Source organism: Vibrio sp. S457-15, assembly GCF_000960545.1.
GTDB lineage: Bacteria > Pseudomonadota > Gammaproteobacteria > Enterobacterales > Vibrionaceae > Vibrio > Vibrio parahaemolyticus.
Map to the genome: position 1 here is coordinate 1 of NZ_JYOQ01000168.1, position 18,301 is coordinate 18,301.

17 protein-coding genes and 1 pseudogene are annotated in these 18,301 nt (G+C 44.9%); 11 read left to right on the forward strand and 7 right to left on the reverse strand.

Going from position 1 to position 18,301, the window contains the following annotated elements; all coding sequences use genetic code 11:
* Both UF05_RS24980 and UF05_RS17080 read left to right on the forward strand, forming a co-directional pair.
* The coding region (locus UF05_RS24980; RefSeq protein WP_137406502.1) for a transposase at positions 1–124 on the forward strand (124 nt) is incomplete at its 5' end.
* Positions 115–318 (forward strand): annotated as a pseudogene (locus tag UF05_RS17080) (HAD-IA family hydrolase); the annotation flags it as partial. The gene UF05_RS24980 and the pseudogene UF05_RS17080, both read left to right, overlap by 10 nt.
* A gap of 86 nt (positions 319–404) precedes the next feature.
* Here the strand turns inward: UF05_RS17080 and UF05_RS17085 are convergent.
* Positions 405–953 carry a GNAT family N-acetyltransferase gene (locus UF05_RS17085; RefSeq protein WP_005481267.1) on the reverse strand — a complete coding sequence of 183 codons (549 nt, stop codon included), beginning with the start codon at positions 951–953 and terminating at the stop codon, positions 405–407.
* Positions 954–1,224: 271 nt separating this feature from the next.
* On the opposite strand from UF05_RS17085, the gene UF05_RS17090 reads away from it, so the two are divergent.
* From UF05_RS17090 to UF05_RS17105, 4 genes are all read left to right on the forward strand, one after another.
* Complete coding sequence (locus UF05_RS17090) at positions 1,225–2,349, forward strand: acyl-CoA desaturase (protein WP_024701330.1); 1,125 nt, start codon at positions 1,225–1,227, stop codon at positions 2,347–2,349.
* 353 nt (positions 2,350–2,702) lie between these two features.
* Complete coding sequence (gene dcuC / locus UF05_RS17095; protein ID WP_005454288.1) at positions 2,703–4,070, forward strand: anaerobic C4-dicarboxylate transporter DcuC; 1,368 nt, start codon at positions 2,703–2,705, stop codon at positions 4,068–4,070.
* Between the two features lie 229 nt (positions 4,071–4,299).
* The gene (locus UF05_RS17100; protein WP_025553289.1) at positions 4,300–4,890 is read left to right on the forward strand and encodes a LemA family protein; all 591 of its coding nucleotides are present in this window, start codon (positions 4,300–4,302) and stop codon (positions 4,888–4,890) included.
* A complete protein-coding gene (locus UF05_RS17105) occupies positions 4,890–6,743 on the forward strand; it encodes a M48 family metallopeptidase (protein WP_045546088.1) in 1,854 nt (617 codons plus the stop codon). Before UF05_RS17100 ends, UF05_RS17105 begins: the two co-directional genes overlap by 1 nt.
* 154 nt (positions 6,744–6,897) lie before the next feature.
* Here UF05_RS17105 and UF05_RS17110 read toward each other — a convergent pair whose 3' ends face one another.
* Positions 6,898–7,254, reverse strand: a complete 357-nt coding sequence (locus UF05_RS17110) for a hypothetical protein (RefSeq protein ID WP_005454342.1) — start codon at positions 7,252–7,254, stop codon at positions 6,898–6,900.
* A 575-nt stretch (positions 7,255–7,829) separates the two neighbouring features.
* On the opposite strand from UF05_RS17110, the gene UF05_RS17115 reads away from it, so the two are divergent.
* Both UF05_RS17115 and UF05_RS17120 read left to right on the forward strand, forming a co-directional pair.
* Positions 7,830–9,062 carry an L-lactate MFS transporter gene (locus tag UF05_RS17115; protein ID WP_005486542.1) on the forward strand — a complete coding sequence of 411 codons (1,233 nt, stop codon included), beginning with the start codon at positions 7,830–7,832 and terminating at the stop codon, positions 9,060–9,062.
* Between the two features lie 67 nt (positions 9,063–9,129).
* The gene (locus tag UF05_RS17120) at positions 9,130–10,767 is read left to right on the forward strand and encodes a VRR-NUC domain-containing protein (RefSeq protein WP_045546089.1); all 1,638 of its coding nucleotides are present in this window, start codon (positions 9,130–9,132) and stop codon (positions 10,765–10,767) included.
* On the opposite strand, the gene UF05_RS17125 is transcribed toward UF05_RS17120, so the two are convergent.
* The gene (locus UF05_RS17125; RefSeq protein ID WP_082064048.1) at positions 10,764–11,891 is read right to left on the reverse strand and encodes a tetratricopeptide repeat protein; all 1,128 of its coding nucleotides are present in this window, start codon (positions 11,889–11,891) and stop codon (positions 10,764–10,766) included. The two genes, UF05_RS17120 and UF05_RS17125, sit on opposite strands and share 4 nt — an antisense overlap.
* Before the next feature lie 9 nt (positions 11,892–11,900).
* Positions 11,901–13,223: an anaerobic sulfatase maturase gene (locus UF05_RS17130; protein WP_029799185.1), complete on the reverse strand. Its 1,323-nt coding sequence runs from the start codon at positions 13,221–13,223 to the stop codon at positions 11,901–11,903.
* Positions 13,224–13,601: 378 nt separating this feature from the next.
* Between UF05_RS17130 and UF05_RS17135 the strand changes: the two genes are divergently transcribed.
* The 3 genes from UF05_RS17135 (at position 13,602) to UF05_RS17145 (ending at position 15,760) form a co-directional block, all read left to right on the forward strand.
* Positions 13,602–14,585: an HAD family hydrolase gene (locus UF05_RS17135; RefSeq protein WP_025794415.1), complete on the forward strand. Its 984-nt coding sequence runs from the start codon at positions 13,602–13,604 to the stop codon at positions 14,583–14,585.
* Between the two features lie 176 nt (positions 14,586–14,761).
* Positions 14,762–15,409 carry an AcfA family outer membrane beta-barrel protein gene (locus UF05_RS17140; RefSeq protein WP_031854375.1) on the forward strand — a complete coding sequence of 216 codons (648 nt, stop codon included), beginning with the start codon at positions 14,762–14,764 and terminating at the stop codon, positions 15,407–15,409.
* Positions 15,410–15,424: 15 nt separating this feature from the next.
* Positions 15,425–15,760, forward strand: coding sequence for a YgiW/YdeI family stress tolerance OB fold protein (locus UF05_RS17145; RefSeq protein ID WP_005454158.1), 336 nt, complete (start codon positions 15,425–15,427; stop codon positions 15,758–15,760).
* Between the two features lie 120 nt (positions 15,761–15,880).
* Here the strand turns inward: UF05_RS17145 and yegS are convergent, their stop codons facing one another.
* The 3 genes from yegS to UF05_RS17160 all read right to left on the reverse strand — a co-directional run bounded on the left by yegS (position 15,881) and on the right by UF05_RS17160 (position 18,294).
* On the reverse strand, positions 15,881–16,780 hold the full coding sequence (gene yegS / locus UF05_RS17150) for a lipid kinase YegS (RefSeq protein WP_005454287.1): 900 nt from the start codon (positions 16,778–16,780) through the stop codon (positions 15,881–15,883).
* Between the two features lie 9 nt (positions 16,781–16,789).
* Positions 16,790–17,695 carry a LysR family transcriptional regulator gene (locus UF05_RS17155; protein ID WP_025794418.1) on the reverse strand — a complete coding sequence of 302 codons (906 nt, stop codon included), beginning with the start codon at positions 17,693–17,695 and terminating at the stop codon, positions 16,790–16,792.
* Positions 17,696–17,868: 173 nt separating this feature from the next.
* Positions 17,869–18,294 carry a bifunctional diaminohydroxyphosphoribosylaminopyrimidine deaminase/5-amino-6-(5-phosphoribosylamino)uracil reductase RibD gene (locus UF05_RS17160; protein ID WP_017448138.1) on the reverse strand — a complete coding sequence of 142 codons (426 nt, stop codon included), beginning with the start codon at positions 18,292–18,294 and terminating at the stop codon, positions 17,869–17,871.
* Between the last annotated feature and the right edge of the window lie 7 nt (positions 18,295–18,301).

The window sequence follows — 18,301 nt, forward strand, 5'->3', positions numbered from 1 at the left end:
TACCTGTACGCTTGAAGGGATAAATAACAAGATAAAGTTAATCAAGAGGATGGGATATGGCTATCGAGACACTGATTACTTCTTCTTAAAGATAAAAGCGGCTTTCCCCGGAAAGCCGCGATGAACCTTTTAAAACCTCAACCGGAAATTTATCAAGCGCTTCTCTCCCGCTACGACTTAAACCCATCAGAAACCGTTTTTCTGGATGATATGCCTTACAACGTCGAAGGGGCTAAACAGGTGGGTATGGCTGCTATTCAGTTTGAAAACGCGAGCCAATGTGAAAGTGAGTTAAAGGAAATGGGCCTGTCTTTTTAACTCGCCAGATTGTTAACTATCCCGCAAACAAAAAAGAGCAGCGTCAGTGCTGCTCTTATCGTCTCCGTTCTTTCGCTTAGAAAGCGTTATGAATAGATGACGTTTTCCTCAATGCCACTTACCAGCGCTTGCGCGTTAGACCAACGGAACACTTTTTCCATTACTTCTGTTCCGCCCGGAGCACGCCACGTACGCTCTTGGCATTCTTGTCCACCAATATGTTGATAGAACGAAATCGCTGATGTGTTTTGCGAGACTACTTCTAGATACAATCCTGAATCTTTGAAGTATTGCTGTTGCCACTCTGCAACGGCAAGCAAGAGTTGTTTGCCGATACCACGACCACGATAGCTATCATCAACATGCAGAGCGTCAATGAATGTACCGCGCTCAAAGTCATGATTGCCGAAGACACAGACAAAGCCGAGTAACAAGCCCCCCTCTTCTGCAAGAACGATATGTTGGTTAAATGGAGGATTGGTTAAGCGAGTCTGCCAAATCAACAATTTGTCGTCGATGGCTTCGCTGTCCAGGTAAGTGTTCGTTAAAATGCCTCGGTAGTGACGTTTCCAACTGTCCGCATGCAATTGAGCAATGCGTTCATAGTCCTTATATTCCGCTAATCGTAATTCCATTACGTATCCCTATTTTCTTACATTTTTGCTTTTCCACAGAGCCTTGGCATATTCCACCTTTATAAAGCCAATTACTTGGCAGATTTCATACACCTCAAGCCATAGCTCATTTTTTAATACTACTCATTATTAAATTAAAAGCAAAATATCCCAGTTAGAATTCCGGCTCAGCTCAACAAGAATAGTCACATTTATCTAACTTTAATTTGACTTACACGTGTTCGCTGATATTCTAGCGAACAGTTGTTAGCTCAAAGTTAGGAATACCTCAGTGAATCAAAACAAACCACCATTTATCTGGTTGAATATATTGATTTTTTCAGCCAGTTTTGTTCTAACGTTTATTGTAATGCCTTGGTACGCATATCATTATGGACTGGGCTGGGAGCACTTGATTTGGGGTATCCTTGCATTCAGTTTCACTAACCTGTCGATTACTGCGGGATATCATCGCCTTTGGAGCCATAAAACTTACGAAGCTCATCCTGTATTACGTGCAATTTTCGCGATTGGCGGCGCTTTTTCTCTCCAAAACAGTGCATTACACTGGTCTTCTGATCACCGAGTGCATCACAAACATGTCGATAACAATGACAAAGATCCCTACTCCGCCAAACGTGGCTTTTGGTATTCACATATTGGCTGGATGTTGCGCGACTACAATAAGTCTAAAGAAAATGAGTACACCAATTGCCGCGATCTAAAACGCGATGGGATTGTGATGTGGCAACACAACTACTACGTGCCGTTAGCTTTGCTGACTAATATCGGTTTCCCTGTAGCTTTGGGTCTTATCTATGGGGATGTTTGGGGAATGCTGCTGGTTGTTGGCGCAGCTCGCCTGTTCTTGAGCCATCACACAACCTTCTTTATTAACTCTTTGGCGCATGTTTGGGGTAAGCAAACTTTTACGGACAAAAATACAGCCCGCGATAACGGTGTCTTAGCCTTCTTTACCTTTGGCGAGGGTTACCACAATTTTCACCACATCTTTGAGAATGACTACCGCAATGGTGTTTATTGGTGGCACTACGATCCAACTAAATGGCTGATCAAGTCTTGTTCTTGGTTGGGGCTGACGTCCAAGCTTCGCACTACATCAACTTTCCGAATTGAAAAAGCGCGAGCAACCCAGTTGTTGAAGAAAGCGAAAGAGAAACTGGAGTCCAAACCCAATGCGCAAACAGTTCTCGATCAACTTCAGCAAGAGTTTGATGCATTGGTTCACCATATGCAGGAATACTACGAAGCACGCAAAGAGTTGCTTGGAGAGAAAACTGCAAGCGTAGTGAAGAAATACGAGTGCTCTGTATCGAAATTGAAGTATCAACAACTTAAAACTGAGTTTGAGCGTCAACAACGTAGTTGGAACTTGATGATCCGTCGTTACGCATAATGCATTAAGTTGCTGAATAAGCCCCGATTAGTCGGGGCTTTTTGTTCATTTTAGCCGTTACAAATGTGATCTAACTCGAATAATGTTTTTCGATTACTTTTAATTATTTCATCTGCATTTCATTCACCAATCTGCTTATATTTTCTTTCCATTAAAACCCAAAAAACCAGCACATAACACCTACAAAACGAAATTGAAACAAGAGAATCTGTCGGATTTAATTATTAAATTATTATTTGTTTTAGATCATGCAAGTCCCAGATTAGCCTCGTGCCACAGTTAAGAATTCTGTAAATTCCTTGTCATAAATTGAAACAGAATCTTTCTTTTTTTCATAACATCTGGAGACCCCTATGCTAGAGCTCTTAATTGGCTTGGTAGTAACCATTGCGGTGGGCTATTTCATTGTCAAAGGTTACAAGGCAGCTGGCGTACTTTTAACCGCTGGTATCAGTTTGCTTCTTATGACTGGCTTTTTGGGCCATGACGTTCTGCCATCAAGCATCACCTCAACCGGTAACATGGTGACAGACTCGCTAGAATATGTGAAATACATGCTACAATACCGTGGCGGCGGCCTTGGTATGCAAATCATGTTGCTATGTGGTTTCGCTTCTTACATGACTCACATCGGCGCAAACAACGTTGTCGTGAAACAGTTCTCTAAACCGCTTTCTGTTATCAAGTCTCCTTATGTCCTTTTGGTAGCGGCTTACATTGTGGCGTGTTTGATGTCTCTAGCGGTGAGCTCTGCAACAGGTCTTGGCGTTCTATTGATGGCTACCCTATTCCCAATGATGGTTGCGATGGGAATCTCTCGTCCTGCGGCTGTGGCAGTGTGTGCATCTCCTGCTGCTATTATTCTTTCTCCTACTTCAGGTGACGTTGTTATTGCTGCAGAAAAGTCTGGCTTGGCGCTAGATGTGTTTGCGGTACAAACTGTTCTTCCTGTTTCGATTTGTGCAATCGTCGTAATGGCGGCAGCAGCTTTCTTCTGGAACAAATACCTAGATAAGAAAGAAAATACGCCGATGGAAAAAATCGACGTATCAGAAATTAAAGCAGATGCACCAGCGTTTTACGCAGCACTACCATTCTTACCAATCATCGGTGTGTTCCTATTTAATGGACGTACGATTCCTGGTCTTAGTCTAGATATCTACACCATCGTTGTAGGTTCTATTTTCCTTGGCGCACTTATCCATTATGTCGTGAACAAATTTGACGGCAAAAAAGCGCTTGAAGATTTGGACTCATGCTACGCAGGCATGGCCGATGCATTTAAAGGCGTTGTGATGTTGTTGGTTGCGGCAGGCGTATTTGCACAAGGTCTGATGTCTATTGGTGCTATCGATAACCTACTTCACCTTGCCGATAACGCAGGTGCGGGTGGCGTTGCACTAATGCTGATCTTAACAGGTCTAACCGTTGCAGCGGCTATTGCTACTGGTTCTGGTAACGCGCCTTTCTATGCGTTTGTAGAACTTGCGCCTTCTCTAGCGGCGAAAATGGGCATCAACCCAGCGTTCCTAATCATCCCTATGCTTCAAGCATCAAACCTAGGTCGTACCATCTCGCCAGTATCTGGCGTAATCGTTGCAACATCAGGTATGGCGAACATCAGCCCATTTGAAGTTGTAAAACGCACTTCAGTGCCTGTGCTTGCTGGCCTATTGACGGTAATCATCGGTACTATGGTACTTGTTCCGATGACAGCTTAATCACGGATTAGAATTTCTACATTCCACAAGGCTCGGCTTTCACGCCGGGCCTTTTTATTTTGCTCTCCTTGAGAATCCTTTCCCTTTGTTCTTATCCCAAATGGCTCTCATATTTCTTACGCAATACGTGCCATATTTAAAAATACCCCACATTATAAGTAAGTCTAATTTGCTTAATATCTCAACTACTTATATAAAACACTGATACATTCACAAAATGGAACTCACTATGACTGCACTGATTGTCTTTATTGTTATTGTTCTGCTGCTTGTGGTTTACGCAATCAGTATTTACAACAAGCTCGTTACTCTACGAAATCGCTTTAAAAACAGCTTCGCTCAAATCGAAGTTCAACTGAAACGTCGATACGACCTAATTCCGAATTTAGTAAACACCGCTAAAGGTTACATGGATCATGAGAAGGAAACGTTTGAACGCGTGATCCAAGCTCGTAACCAAGCAATAGCAGGTTTAAAAGCCGCCAGTGATGCCCCAGATAGTGATGCTGCAATTAGCCAGCTTAGCCAAGCAGAAGGCATGTTACAAAACGCTCTCGGCAAACTGAACGTTGTGGTAGAAGCCTACCCTGAATTGAAAGCAAACGAGACGATGAGCCAACTCCAAGAAGAGCTAACCAGTACCGAAAACAAAGTCGCGTTTGCCCGCCAAGCATTTAATGATGCCGTGACCAGCTACAACACTTACAAGCAAACATTCCCACCCGTTATCTTCGCGAACACATTTGGTTTCCAAGACGGTAAGTTACTTGAGTTTGCAGACACAGAAGCAATCCAAGAAGCGCCGAAGGTTGCGTTCTAATGGACTTTTTTCATCATCAAGACAATGCGCGCCAGCGAACTGGACTTTTGGTGATGCTATTCACTTTGGCCGTTTTAGCCATCACAGGGCTAGTGAGTGTCATTTCGATTGGCATCTACTTTTATTTCACTGGCGAACCGTTCACCACTCAATCCATCATCAGTTATTGTTTGTTGAGCTTTGTGGGCGTGCTAACGGTTGTTAGCATCAGCTCATTCATTCGTCTTAGTGAGCTAAACGCCAATGGTGGACGTGGCGTTGCAGAAAGTATCGGCGGCAAGTTGATTTCGACAGACACGTCAAATGCGAAACACCGCCAGTTACTCAATGTTGTGGAAGAAATGTCCATCGCGTCAGGGATTCCCGTGCCACCAGTTTATGTGATGGCGGAAGAGCACGGCATCAACGCGTTTGCTGCAGGCATGAGCATTGATGATGCTGTCATCGGAGTAACGCAAGGAGCACTAGATGCGTTTAGCCGTGACGAACTTCAAGGTGTAATTGCCCATGAGTTCAGCCACATCTTAAATGGTGATATGCGGTTGAATACTCGTCTGATTGGTGCGTTATTTGGCATTACCTGCATTGCTCATTTTGGTCATCTGATCTTGGATAACTCGAACAGCACTCGTCACGTATCACGCAGTTCTTCTGATTCAAACAAAGGCTTCGCTGTCATCATACTGATTGCGATTGTCTGCTTGGTGCTGGGTTGGTTAGGAACCTTGTTCGGCAACATGATCAAAGCAGCGATTTCGCGCCAACGCGAGTTTTTAGCTGACGCCAGTGCCGTGCAGTTCACTCGCAACGATCAAGGGATTGCGGGAGCGTTAAAGAAGATTGGCAGTAACGTTCAAGGCTCTACTTTAAACACGAAAGCCAGTGATGAAATGAGCCACATGATGTTTGGACAGAGTAAATTGTCCGGTTTCTCTAGTTTGTTCGCGACACACCCACCACTGGACGAAAGAATTCGAAGAATCGAACCCAATTGGGACGGAAGCTACGCTCAACATTCTCATGCTCAAAACACGGCGTTTGATAACGAACAAGTCAGTGGCTTTGCCGTAAGTGGCGGCTCTCCTGCTTCGCAATCTGCCTCACCATCGGAGCAATTGAGTGAGACAGGCCAACAGTTGATCAGTCAATTACCACCAGAGTTAGTTGATATCGCACGTGAACCATATAGCGCCCGATTTGTCGCATTCGCCCTCATTTTTGATGGCAGCGATATTCAGCGCGAAATGATTAAGTCGCACGTTCCACTCGCATCGCAATCTACATTGCTTCCCTGGTTAGATTACGACTTACCACTTCATCTGCGTTTCCCGTTACTCGAACTCGCTCTGCCGGCACTTAAATCGCTGAGTGAAGCCCAGAAAATCAGCTTATGTAAAGTGCTACGTGAGCTCTCAGAGACGGATAATCAATACTCGCTAGCCGAATGGTGTGTCATCAACTTACTAGAAAAGCAGCTACTCGCCTCTTTTGGATTCATCAAACAACACAAGACGTTGAAGCAATTAGAGGAAAGTGTGTTTTGGCTATTGCGAGAACTGGCATGGGTCAGCCACTCTCAAGCAGACAAAGCTCAGCGCGCCTACCATTGTGCCCTCGCCCATTTAGGCTTTCCTGAAGTGAAGTTAGAACCAGCTAACAGCAATTGGCATTTAAGTCGCGCCGCATTAGAGTTGTTGCTGCAACTGAAACCCAAAGACAGACGCATATTCGTCAAAGCTTGTCGACTCGCGATTGAATCAGATGGGGAAATTACCGTTGCGGAAGGAGAACTCTATCGCGTCATTGCTTGCTTCCTTGAAGTACCGGAACCACCACTTACCATCTCGGGTTAGCTCAGGCGTGTCTTTTTAAGCCTTTCGCTCCAAACGAAGATTATTTACTTCAACTTAAGAAGAAACTTCACGCCAAATAGCGAAGTATCACCAAAACAAAAACGCCAGCGTTAATCGCTGGCGTTTTCATATTTGTCGGTATCAAAGCGCTAAATTAAGCTGCTTTAAATCGCTCTGGAATTTGCGTGATGCTTTCACGATAGCTGAACCACAAGTACGTAACAGCAAGTGAAAAGAAAAGATAAGACAACGCAAACACGATTGGTGAAGTAATCAATTGCGCAGACATACCCCACATAACACCTACAACCGTAATAGTCAGTTTAGATAACATGCCGCAAATCAATAAAAACAGCGCTAACTGCGGAAAACGCGAGCTACGGAAAGCAAAGAAATAACAGCTACCCACTGCCAGAGAAGCAATAGATAAACCTAACATAAATGAATGGATGTGATCTGCAGATGCTACACCAGCAGAAACAGAAGCCATGAGTAATAGGAACAATTTCATAAGTCACCTCACAACAAGTCTAAAAAAGCATCCCTTCATAAATGAAAACTCATTTTGCGCTCCATTTTGCTTATCTAGATCGCAATATCAAGCACATTTTTTATTCACTTTCGTCCTTGCTGACAACTCAGAGCGCGCACTTTACATACAGTTAACAAGCAGAATTTTATAAAGCCTTTAAATTCGGCACTTCGGCTGCTTAGCACTTATTTTGAGCACTTTTGTTACAAAAAATTAACTCAAAAACATTTTGAAACTATTTACAGGAAATGTGAGCTAAACGTCGAGTCGTTCTGAATTCACTCAGTTGCACTTAGCTTTACAGGATTGAAAACAAAGCACATTACGTTAGATCAACATTTTTCCTATATACAAAACCATCAATTAACAATTGATTTTATATTTTCAAATTATTTTTAGATCTGTAAGTAAAAAGAGATTCCAATCACATCTTTATTGGTTATAATCCGCGCTCATTGCGTTAAACGTTGAAAAACGCAAACTAATTTTGAGAAAAAACATCTTTAAACCAACACCTCTTTGCGTTGTAGCAAGAGGTAAAACTGAGAATGAAAATGAGCAAGATTGATAAAGCTATGCGCATCCTGCTTGCAGGGTTCTGTATCAACCTTTGTCTTGGCATCCTGTATGCTTGGAGTGTATTCAACAAGGCATTGGTGACTGAATCAGGCTGGAGTGCTGCAGAAGCTTCTGCACCTTACGCAACTGCAACGATCACCTTCTCTATCTGTCTTCTTGTTGCAGGTATCCTTCAAGACCGTATGGGTCCGCGTATGATCCTTATCCTAGGTACTGTTCTTACAGGTCTAGGCATGATCGCATCTGGCTTTGTTGATTCTCCACTAATGCTGAACATTACGTTTGGTGTGATCACAGGTGCAGGTATCGGTTTTGGTTATGCATGTCTGTCACCTTCTGCGATGAAGTGGTTCCACGCTTCGAAGAAAGGTATGGTCAACGGCATTATTGCGGCAGGTTTTGGTCTAGCGGCTATCTATCTTGCGCCAGTAACGTCTGCGCTGATCGACAGCATGGGCATTCAAACCAGCTTTATGGTTCTTGGTGTTGGTATCCTAGCGATTGCGGTTCCTCTTGCAGCAACCATCAACAACCCACCAGCAGACTACACACCTGCAGAGCCGAAAGTAAAAGAAGGCCAAGCACCTAAAGCGGTGAAAAAGTCAGATGACCTAACTTGGAAAGCAATGTTGAAAACGCCACAGTTCTACTCTCTATGGATCATGTACGCGTTCGCAGCTTCTGTTGGTCTAATGATCATCGGTAACATCACAACAATCGCAAGCGTTCAAGCAAACTTGCCAAACGCGGTTTACCTAGCGTCCATTCTTGCTGTATTCAACTCTGGCGGTCGTGTTGCTGCGGGTATGCTTGCAGATAAAATCGGCGGTGTTCGTACGCTTCTACTCGCGTTCGTTCTACAAGGCGTAAACATGGTGTTGTTCGCAACGTTCGATTCTGAGTTTACTCTCATCATCGGTACAGCAATCGCAGCGGTAGGTTACGGTACGCTTCTAGCGGTGTTCCCTACTCTAACAGCTGAGTTCTACGGTCTGAAAAACTACGGTACTAACTACGGTGTGCTTTACACTGCATGGGGTATCGGTGGTGCAATCGGCGCAGCAGTTGTTGGTTTCTCGATGACAAATGGCGACGGCTACACCTTGGCTTACACTATTTCTTCAGCAATGATGGCTGTATGTATCGTACTTGCGTTCATCACTAAGCCACTGTCTGAAGCGAAAGTAGCACAGCTAAAAAACGCATAATTGCGAATTGATTTGATAGCGAAAAGGCTTAACCTATGGGTTAAGCCTTTTTTGTTATCGGTCGTTTATGGAAAGCCCTATCGAACTCGCGCCAGACTACTATCTAGAGAACTTCTTTAAGCTGACTCACCACGCAGTAACGTGGTACAGCGATTTACTGACCGAGGAAGAACACGCCTGGCTTTGTTCGTTTGATTCCTTGAACAAACACGCCCAGTGCCTTTTAGTGCGTTTATACAGCCGAAAAGGATGTTGGTTTCGAAGCGATAAACTCAATTATCAAGAAATCCCATTCATCGATGCTGCGCTGGCGGAATTAGGCGAACAAGATTTCATCTCACTATCCCCACCACTTTCTCATCAAGAGTTGGCGGCTAACTTACTGACCAAACCAGAGATCTCCGCGCTTTATCCCGAACTGCCGAAATCACTCAAGAAAGACGCCCTTGTCGAACGTTTGAGTAATACGGAATTTGATCGCGTAGAGCAACTTGAGTTTACGATCGTCAGACTCAACTCCGCCCACATGATCGACGTGTTGCTCACTCTGTTTTTTGCCAACACCCATCAAGACTTAAGTCAGTTTGTGCTTGATGACTTAGGTCTACATCAGTTCGAGCAATATCAATTGAGTAAAGTGCGCCGCTTCTTTAATTCACGAGAGCAAATAGACCGCTTAATTGAACTGAGCCAACTGGCCAACCTGTACTGGCAATTTGACCGAAAAGACAAAGCCAATCTCGACCTCCTTGTTGAGGCGATGCCTCACCCTGTTCATCATCCTTATGTGGATCGTAAACGTGAGCACATGTTGAATGACATCGCGCGTGACTACGAACGGATTGATGAGCTAGAGACCGCCCTATCTCTATTTGGCCAAACTCAGCTTACGCCAAGCCGAGAACGACGCGCACGTATCTATGACAAACTGAACCATGATGATTTATTTAGTGACATTGTCACAGAGATGCTTCACTCACCGCTCGATGTGTCTGAGCTCGAAGTCGCACAAAAACTTGAGCAGCGGCTGAAACGAAAACAAGGTGAGAAAGTGCCAAGAGTGACAAAGCCAACCTGTATGGAGTACCGAGTTGAACTGGATTTATCTCAACAGAGAGTCGAACTCGCCAGCAAAGCGCACTTTGAATCTTTAGGTTGGAGTGTATTTTACGCCGAAAATGCACTGCTGAATGCATTACTTGGGCTCACTTTTTGGGATGCGATTTTCGCTCCCATTGAAGGGGCATTCATCAATGCCTATCAACACCGTCCTCTGGATTTGTACCATTCCGATTTTGTAGCAAAGCGCCAAGCACTGATTGATGAAGCTTTCGCACAGTTAGAATTGGGTAATACACAAGCGATTTTAGCGAAATACGATGAAAAGTTTGGTATCAGCAATCCGTTTGTTCAATGGAACTTAATAGGCAAGAAATTGCTTGAACAGTCACTCAACACCATTCCTACCCGCACATTACTCGAACTATTTAAGGTTCAGTTAAGCGATCTTAAGCTTTACCGTAATGGGATGCCGGATCTGATTGCTTTTAGAGACAACGAGTTCGAGTGGATTGAAGTAAAAGGGCCCGGCGATAAACTCCAAGATAACCAATGGCGTTGGATCAAAGAGTTTTCTCGCCTTAATGTGCCATTTGCAGTGTGTTACGTCACCGCGCGAAAAGAAGATGAAAAGCGGGTTGACTAGCTTTTAGGCTTTGCAGAAGTCAGCACTCTTTTCTGTTTTAGCTGGTCAATCACATAGCTTGGTGCGACTTTTTCTAGTTCCGTCAAGCATTCATCCGTTTTCGGATTATCGTAACGAATATAGATATCACAAACCGCGTACAGCTGCTCTGGCGCGCCTGAAATCAAGTAAGCCTGTTCAAAAGATTTCACAGCCTTATCGACACTGAACTCTTCTTGTAGCACACCATTCAAATACCAAAAATAACTATTGTTTTTCGCCATGTTAGCCGCTTTTTCGATTTCATTTGCGGCTTGCTCTTTGTCGTTTAAACGAACGAGCGTCAAAGATTTCGAATAATGCAGGGCGGCATTGTCTGGAAGGCGTTCAATCGCTTTATCCAGTGTATCAATCGCTTCTTGCTCACGTTGCTGCGCGCGGTAATTGTCGGCTAAGTTCAGCCAAACATCTGGGTTTTCCGGCATTTTGGATAACAATGCTTGATAGATATCGTCCGCTTGTTTCCAGTTTTCATGCCAGCGATACACATCGGCTAACAGCAATTGGGTGTTGTTATCCGTTCCGCTCTTTAAACTCGCTAAAAGCTCGTCCACAGGCTTTTCTATCGCTGGTCTTTGCGCTTCTGTCAAAACAGAATAGTCACGCACTAAGTTCAGTGCTGCCGCAATACGCACGGAAGAGGATTCGTCTTTAAGTAGTGGTTCCACCATGCGCCAGCGGTTTTCGATCGCGTAAGGTTGCGCGCCGACTATCGCAGCTTCGCGAATTGCCGCGTCTTTATCTTGTAAACCTCGAGCAACAGCCACCAGAGCATTCTGGTTTGGGTAATTACCCAGTTCGCGCAGCGCTTGAACACGTTGTTCGGTCGGCAACTTTTGATCTTGGGCTTGATAAGCGAGCTTAGAAATCACTTGCTGCGGCGTTGGTTGTTGCACCTGCTCTGCCGCAGTCGGCTGAGCTTGCGTTTGTTCCGTCGGCGTTTGCGCCATAACAGAATGATTAATGACCGCGCCTAACGTGACCGCCAATAACGACTTAGAAAGCATCTTCACTTTGTTCGATCGACGTTTGCGCGGTGCCAAACACGGTGTCTTTAACAGGGGGGCTTCTGTAGACAATGACATACCAATTCCTCAAAATTTTGTTTCGAATACTGGGCGTTGTTCACTCTCTTGGCGCACGACTGAATCGCTGTATTTGCCATGAGCCACCACGTTACCCGTTGCGCGTAAAATGTATGCCATCGCTTTGTCAGCATGTGCAAAGAATTTCTTCCATCCTGCACATAAATAGTTAAGTCCCGGCTCACCATCACGAGTACGAATGAAACGGTTTTTCGGGCATTCACCGTAGCATGCAAACTGATACTCACAGTCTCGACATTGCTGCGTTAACAAGCGAGATTTTGCAAAACCGAACTTCTGTTGCTCTTTGCTGTAGGCCAGTTCATCCAGCTTGTCATGATGAATATTGCCAATTTTATACTCCGGATAAACGTAATGATCGCACGCAAACACATCGCCATTTGGCTCCATCGCTAACCCCTTACCGCACACCTCACCCAGCGTACAAAGTGGATTAGCGCGCCCCATCCAAGCCTCTACACTGGCTTCAAAATATTGCACAAACACTTTGCCGATATCGTTCTTAATCCATTCATCAAAAACCGCAATCAGGAAGTTACCCCAAGCTTCATCAGCAACACACCAAGGTTCCATGACAGAATCTTTGTGACCCGGAATCAAACGCTTGTCTCCTTGTTTAAGCTGTTCTTGCGGTTGCCATTTTTGAGGCGCAGTGGTGCGGAACGTTTTCTGTTCAACAATAGGAATAAACTGCATTTGTGGCGAGCGGACTTCATCTCGAAGAAAACGGTATACTTCAAGCGGATTTCGGCTCGTCAGGTTGTTCACACAGGTAAGCGTGGCAAAGTTCACCTGATGTTTATGCAGCAACTCCACCGCATTCATGACTTGTTTGAATGTGCCCCGACCGGCTCGGTTGGTTCGATACGCGTTGTGCAGCATTTCAGGGCCATCAATACTCAAGCCCACCAAGAAATGGTTCTCGCTTAAAAATTCGCACCATTCGTCATTCAATAACGTGCCGTTTGTTTGCAGATCGTTTGAGATCTTCACGCCTGCGGGTTGGTACTTCGCTTGAAACTCGACAATTTTCTTGAAGTAATCCAAACCCAGCATCGTTGGCTCACCGCCCTGCCAAGAGAAGACGATCTCAGGTGTGTTTTGCCCTTCAATATACTGTTTGATGTAAGCCTCCAACGTGGCTTCATCCATCATTGGTGAACATCCTTTTTTATACTCAAGTAAGTCCTGTTTGCTGAGGTAGTAGCAGTAAGTACAGTCAATGTTACAGGCAGCACCAATGGGCTTTGCCATAACATGTAAACGCTTAGACGCTTTGCCGTTGAACTGAGGACTTTGAGTAATTTGCATGAGTCACCTTTGCTGTTGCGAATTTGAAGGCGTGATCCGGATATTTGCCCGCGATTCACCTTGATGACCCAATCATAAATTTCATTAATACCGCAGGCTTGTTATACCGCTTATAACCTATTTTCATGGCGCTTGTTGCTACTCTACTTTGGGCAGTTTGAGATAACCCGTATGCGGCGTTTTGGAAGCATTACGCTATTCATTTCGTGCACAACCAAGGAATGCGACTACGCTTGCTTATGATGAAGGCGAATTTTCATGGCTAACGCGTGAGCGAGAAAATGACATGAGTACAACGTGTAAGTGGTCGTTTAAGGTTATCCGCCCTCATTGCCCTTTTTAGGGATCACAACCTAGTGAAATCAATCGAGGTAAATAATGAACAAAATCCATCTCTGTACTCTTGCCGTCTTAACTAGCTTATCTTTTTCCAGCCTCGCGAAAGATTGCGATGCCAACTTGCTCCCTTCTTGGAAAGACAGCGACAGCAAAACCGCCATTGTGAATTTTGTCGATCAATCTACCGACAGTTCAAAGGCAACATTTATTCCCGTTTCTGACCGCATTGCCGTGTTCGACAACGACGGTACACTTTGGTCAGAAAAGCCGATTTATTTCCAAATTGCGTTCGCGTTAGATCAAATCAAAGCCCTTGCGAAAACGCATCCAGAATGGAAAACGCAGGAACCTTTTAAATCCGTCATTGAAAACGACTTAGAGAAAGTCTTTGCTGGCGGCAAAGAATCGCTACTCCAAATTATGAAAGTCACCCACAGCGGCATGACCGTTGAAGAATACCAACAATCCGTTGAGCAATGGCTTGCAGCGGCGAAAGACAAGCGCTTTGGTAAAGCCTACAACGACCTCACCTTTAAGCCGATGCGCGAAATGCTTACTTACCTGCAAGAGAACAACTTCAAAACCTACATTGTTTCGGGTGGTGGCGTGGACTTTATGCGCGTGTGGGCGCCAGAGGCGTACAACATTCCTGAAGAACAAATCATCGGCAGTGCGTTGAAGTACGAATACAGCTTTAATGATGGTCAACCTAAAGTGATGAAGTTGGGCGAACTGTTAACGCTCGATGATAAAGAAGTGAAAGTCGAAAACATCCAGTACATTATTGGTAAGAAACCAGTGCTCGCCGTTGGTAACTCGGACGGAGACCAAGCGATGATGCAGTGGGCGACAAGCCAACCAAACTCTATGGCGATGATTGTGCATCACACTGACGAAGCGCGCGAGTGGAAATACGACCGTCAATCGGACGTTGGCCGCTTAGATAAAGCGTTAGACGAAGCCAATGCGCGTGACAACTGGCAGCTTATCGACATGAAAAACGATTGGTGCGCTGTTTATTAAACAGGAGTGCTGTTCGAAGCCCAATTAATTTACGAACCAAGACCGAAAAATTCCCCACGCTTTGGGGAATTTTCTATTTGCACGCCAAATTCTTTTATTTCTTCACGATCACTTCACGCTTCATCTCACAAAATGCGCTTCTACTCACTAAGTTGATTTGAAGAGGCAAAATTAGAATGAACAAAACACTTCTTGCGTTACTTGTTACCTGCTCAGTTTCGGTATCTGCGGCTCCTTATGTAGGTCTGGAATATGGACTAGGCACCACTGACCATGATTTGGAACCTCACTTTTCAGCTGACAACGTAACACTCAACCCTGAACTTGAAGATGGTATTTTCTCAGGCTTTGTCGGTTACGCATTTAATGACAACTGGGCATTGGAACTGGGTTACAGCCAGTTTGACCTTGATGATAGTCGTTCAAAAAACCTAGGTATCAAGCCAATCGATGGCAAAGATTACCATCATGAAATGGATTGGGATGCGTCAATCAAAGCCAAACAAGTGTCGTTGGCTCCAGTGTTTAGTTATGCATTAAGTGATAAATGGACAACCAAATTCAAAGCGGGTCTAACTTACACACAATACGACACCAAGGTTTCTAAACATCAAGAATACGAGCTTGTCGCGAACGACGATGTGGAAATGACCAACACGCTTTTCCATAGCGCGGAGAAAAATAACGAGTTAGGCGCAATGTTCTCTGTGGGTGCGGAATACCAAGTGTTCCCAAAGCTCACCATTGGCGCAAACGCAAAATACCAACTAGACAGCTACGCAAACACAGCATCCTTTAACGTAGGCACAACTTACTACTTTTAATTTAAGGAACCGATAATGAAAAAAATGATTTTGGCATCCATGTTTGCCCTACTTTCAAGCTCGGCTTTCGCCGCTTTTAATGGCCCAGAAGTAAGCGTAATCAACACAGTGAAAGATGCGCAAAACGCAACCGAAGACAGCGCCGTAATGCTCACTGGGCACATCATTCAATCACTAGGTAACGAGACTTACTTGTTCAAAGACAGCACTGGCGAAATCGAAGTAGAGATCGACAACGAAGAATGGATGGGCTTAGACGTGACACCAAACGACAAAGTGGCAATTCGTGGCGAAATCGATTCAGAATGGACCACCATGCAAATCGACGTAGATACCATCCAAAAGCTATAAACGAGTCCTAACAAGGAAAGTCCTCTAGCCAAGGAGCTATTCGTTGAAACAGTAAAAAATAGTGATAAAACAAAGCCACCCATCGGTGGCTTTGTTTTTGCTCATCTCATAAGGTTAGACTTAGTGCGTCACGCACGGGCAATCTTTAGGTAGCACCAACTTCAAACTCTTTGGCTGCACTTCAAATCGAATTTTACGGGAGTGATACGGTTCGCCATCCAAGTTAAGTGGTAGAGGATTCGGAAAATCGATCTCCAACCAACTGGCTCGGGTGTGTTTCACAAACTCGCCTTTCTCGGATGGGTTGTTAATCTCTTCAATGACTTTGGGCAATTCATGCGGTAAAAACGGACGAACCAGCGTTAAGTCCATCAAACCATCATCAATCATCGCATGGGGAGCGAGCTGTTGACCGCCACCAGCTAAGCGGCTGTTGCAAAATGCCCCTAACAACATTTCGCCATCGTAGCGGCCCCCTTCAATAATGATGCTGCCATCATAAGGTTTGAAGCCGAGCGCCTTCACAACGCCAGTCAGTGTGTAAGCCCCACCACCGAGAAAGTTTTTTAACTCAACTGGCGTTTCTGCCGTCACTTCTGCGCCAAAGCCTGCCGCCGCAACATTGATAAAGCAACGATCGTTCGCCTTAACGCAATCAACAGACAGCGCTTGCCCCTCCACTGCCAACGTTAATGCATCAGCAATCGAATCTGGAATATGATTCGCGGTCGCAAAATCATTGGCCGTACCAAGCGGAATAATGGCAAGTTCAGGGCGACTTTCATGATCAATGTGGATAAGTGCCGAAGCAGCCTCATTGACAGTGCCATCGCCACCCGCAACAACAATACGCTCAATACCATCCGTTACCGCTTCTTTCACGAGACGCGGCATATCTTGCGATTCCCAAGTGACGCGAACTTGCACATCTACGCCCCTGTCTCTCATTTTCATGATGGCGTCTCTTAGCTCAGGATTACCGGCTTTTTTGCCGTTTAGAATCGCTCGTATTGTCTTCATATGGACTTCCTATTTCTTGATGACTTTCCCTGCGTGTTTGATTTGCGCGCGCAACCACTGATGGGCACTTTCATTAGTGCGACTAGGGTGCCAAATGGTGCAAAGATCGTAAGTTGTTACATCAAATGGAAACGGCAGTGCTTTCACATGATAGGTATTACTGAACAACTTAATCATCGATTCTGGCATCAAACCAATGTATTCGCTACCGCAGATAACCGGCAACATTTCCAGTGCTCCTGCGGCTCGATACATGATTTTGCGTTTGTCCAAATCAACAATGTCTTCTGCACTCAGCATGCTTTTTCGGCTTTGCCACTGCGATATTGCCACGTGCTCTTCTTCAAAAAACTGCTCTTGAGAAATACTCTCAGCGATGCGAGGGTGATCTTTGTTACACACCACCATCAAACGCTCAGTGATCACGGGTTCAACTTTCAAGACCGTTCTCCCGCGTGGCGCTAAATCGATAATCAAATCATAGCGTTGTAAGCGTAGATCACTTTCGTAATCCTCAGTAAACAGTGGGTGCACTTCCAAAGCGATATTCGGCGCTAACTCGTGAATCTGCTTCATCAACTGTGGCAGCAACTCGTAGCTTAATATCGACACGCAAGCGATAGAGAAAATGCGATTGGAAACTTTAGGATCAAACTCAACCGATGCCGACAGCGTCGAGGTAAAGTTCTTTATCGCCGCAACCATGGCCGGATAAATATCGACAGCAAACGATGTTGGCTCAACACCAGAAGAACTGCGGTGAAACAATGGTTCGTCGTAGATATCGCGCAATCTTGCTAGCGCTTTACTCACCGCGGGTTGGGTGATGTCTAAACGTGCCGCCGCCCGAGACAAATTACGCTCTTCGTAGATGGCGATAAAAATGGGAATGAGATTAAGATCGGTCGGTTTCATGCTATTAAATTTTTCGAAAATCACTTTTTCTATTTTAATCTAACAGCATGATAGTTAACGCAGCCAAGTACAAGAAATGGGCGGTACGACCTGTTTTAATGAGTTTTAACTCAATTTTGACGTACACCATTCACCGCATAAGTGAGCAGCTAGCGTGCAGGCCAAAGCTTACATTAAGATTTGCCTAAATATGGGGTAAGAAACTCGCTGACTTCCTTGCCGCATAAACCAATTTCTACCTCAATACCGGCTTGTTTTAGAATCTCGATACCTCGACCACTGTTGCGCGGATCTGGATCCAACATGGCTACGACGACTTTGCCAATACCGGATTTTACTAATGTCACCGCGCAAGCTGGCGTACGACCTACAAACGAACACGGTTCGAGCGTAACGTATGCCGTCACCGCTTCTAACGAGCCTTGATATGCATTCAGCGCTTCTACTTCCGCGTGGTTGCCACCAATAGCTTGAGTATGACCTTCTGAAACGATTTGATTGTCTTTCACTAACACGCAGCCAACCGGCGGGTTGGGTTGACATTCAGGAAGCGCATTTTTGGACACTTCCAATGCGCGGCGCATAAACTCTTGGCTCATTTGAACT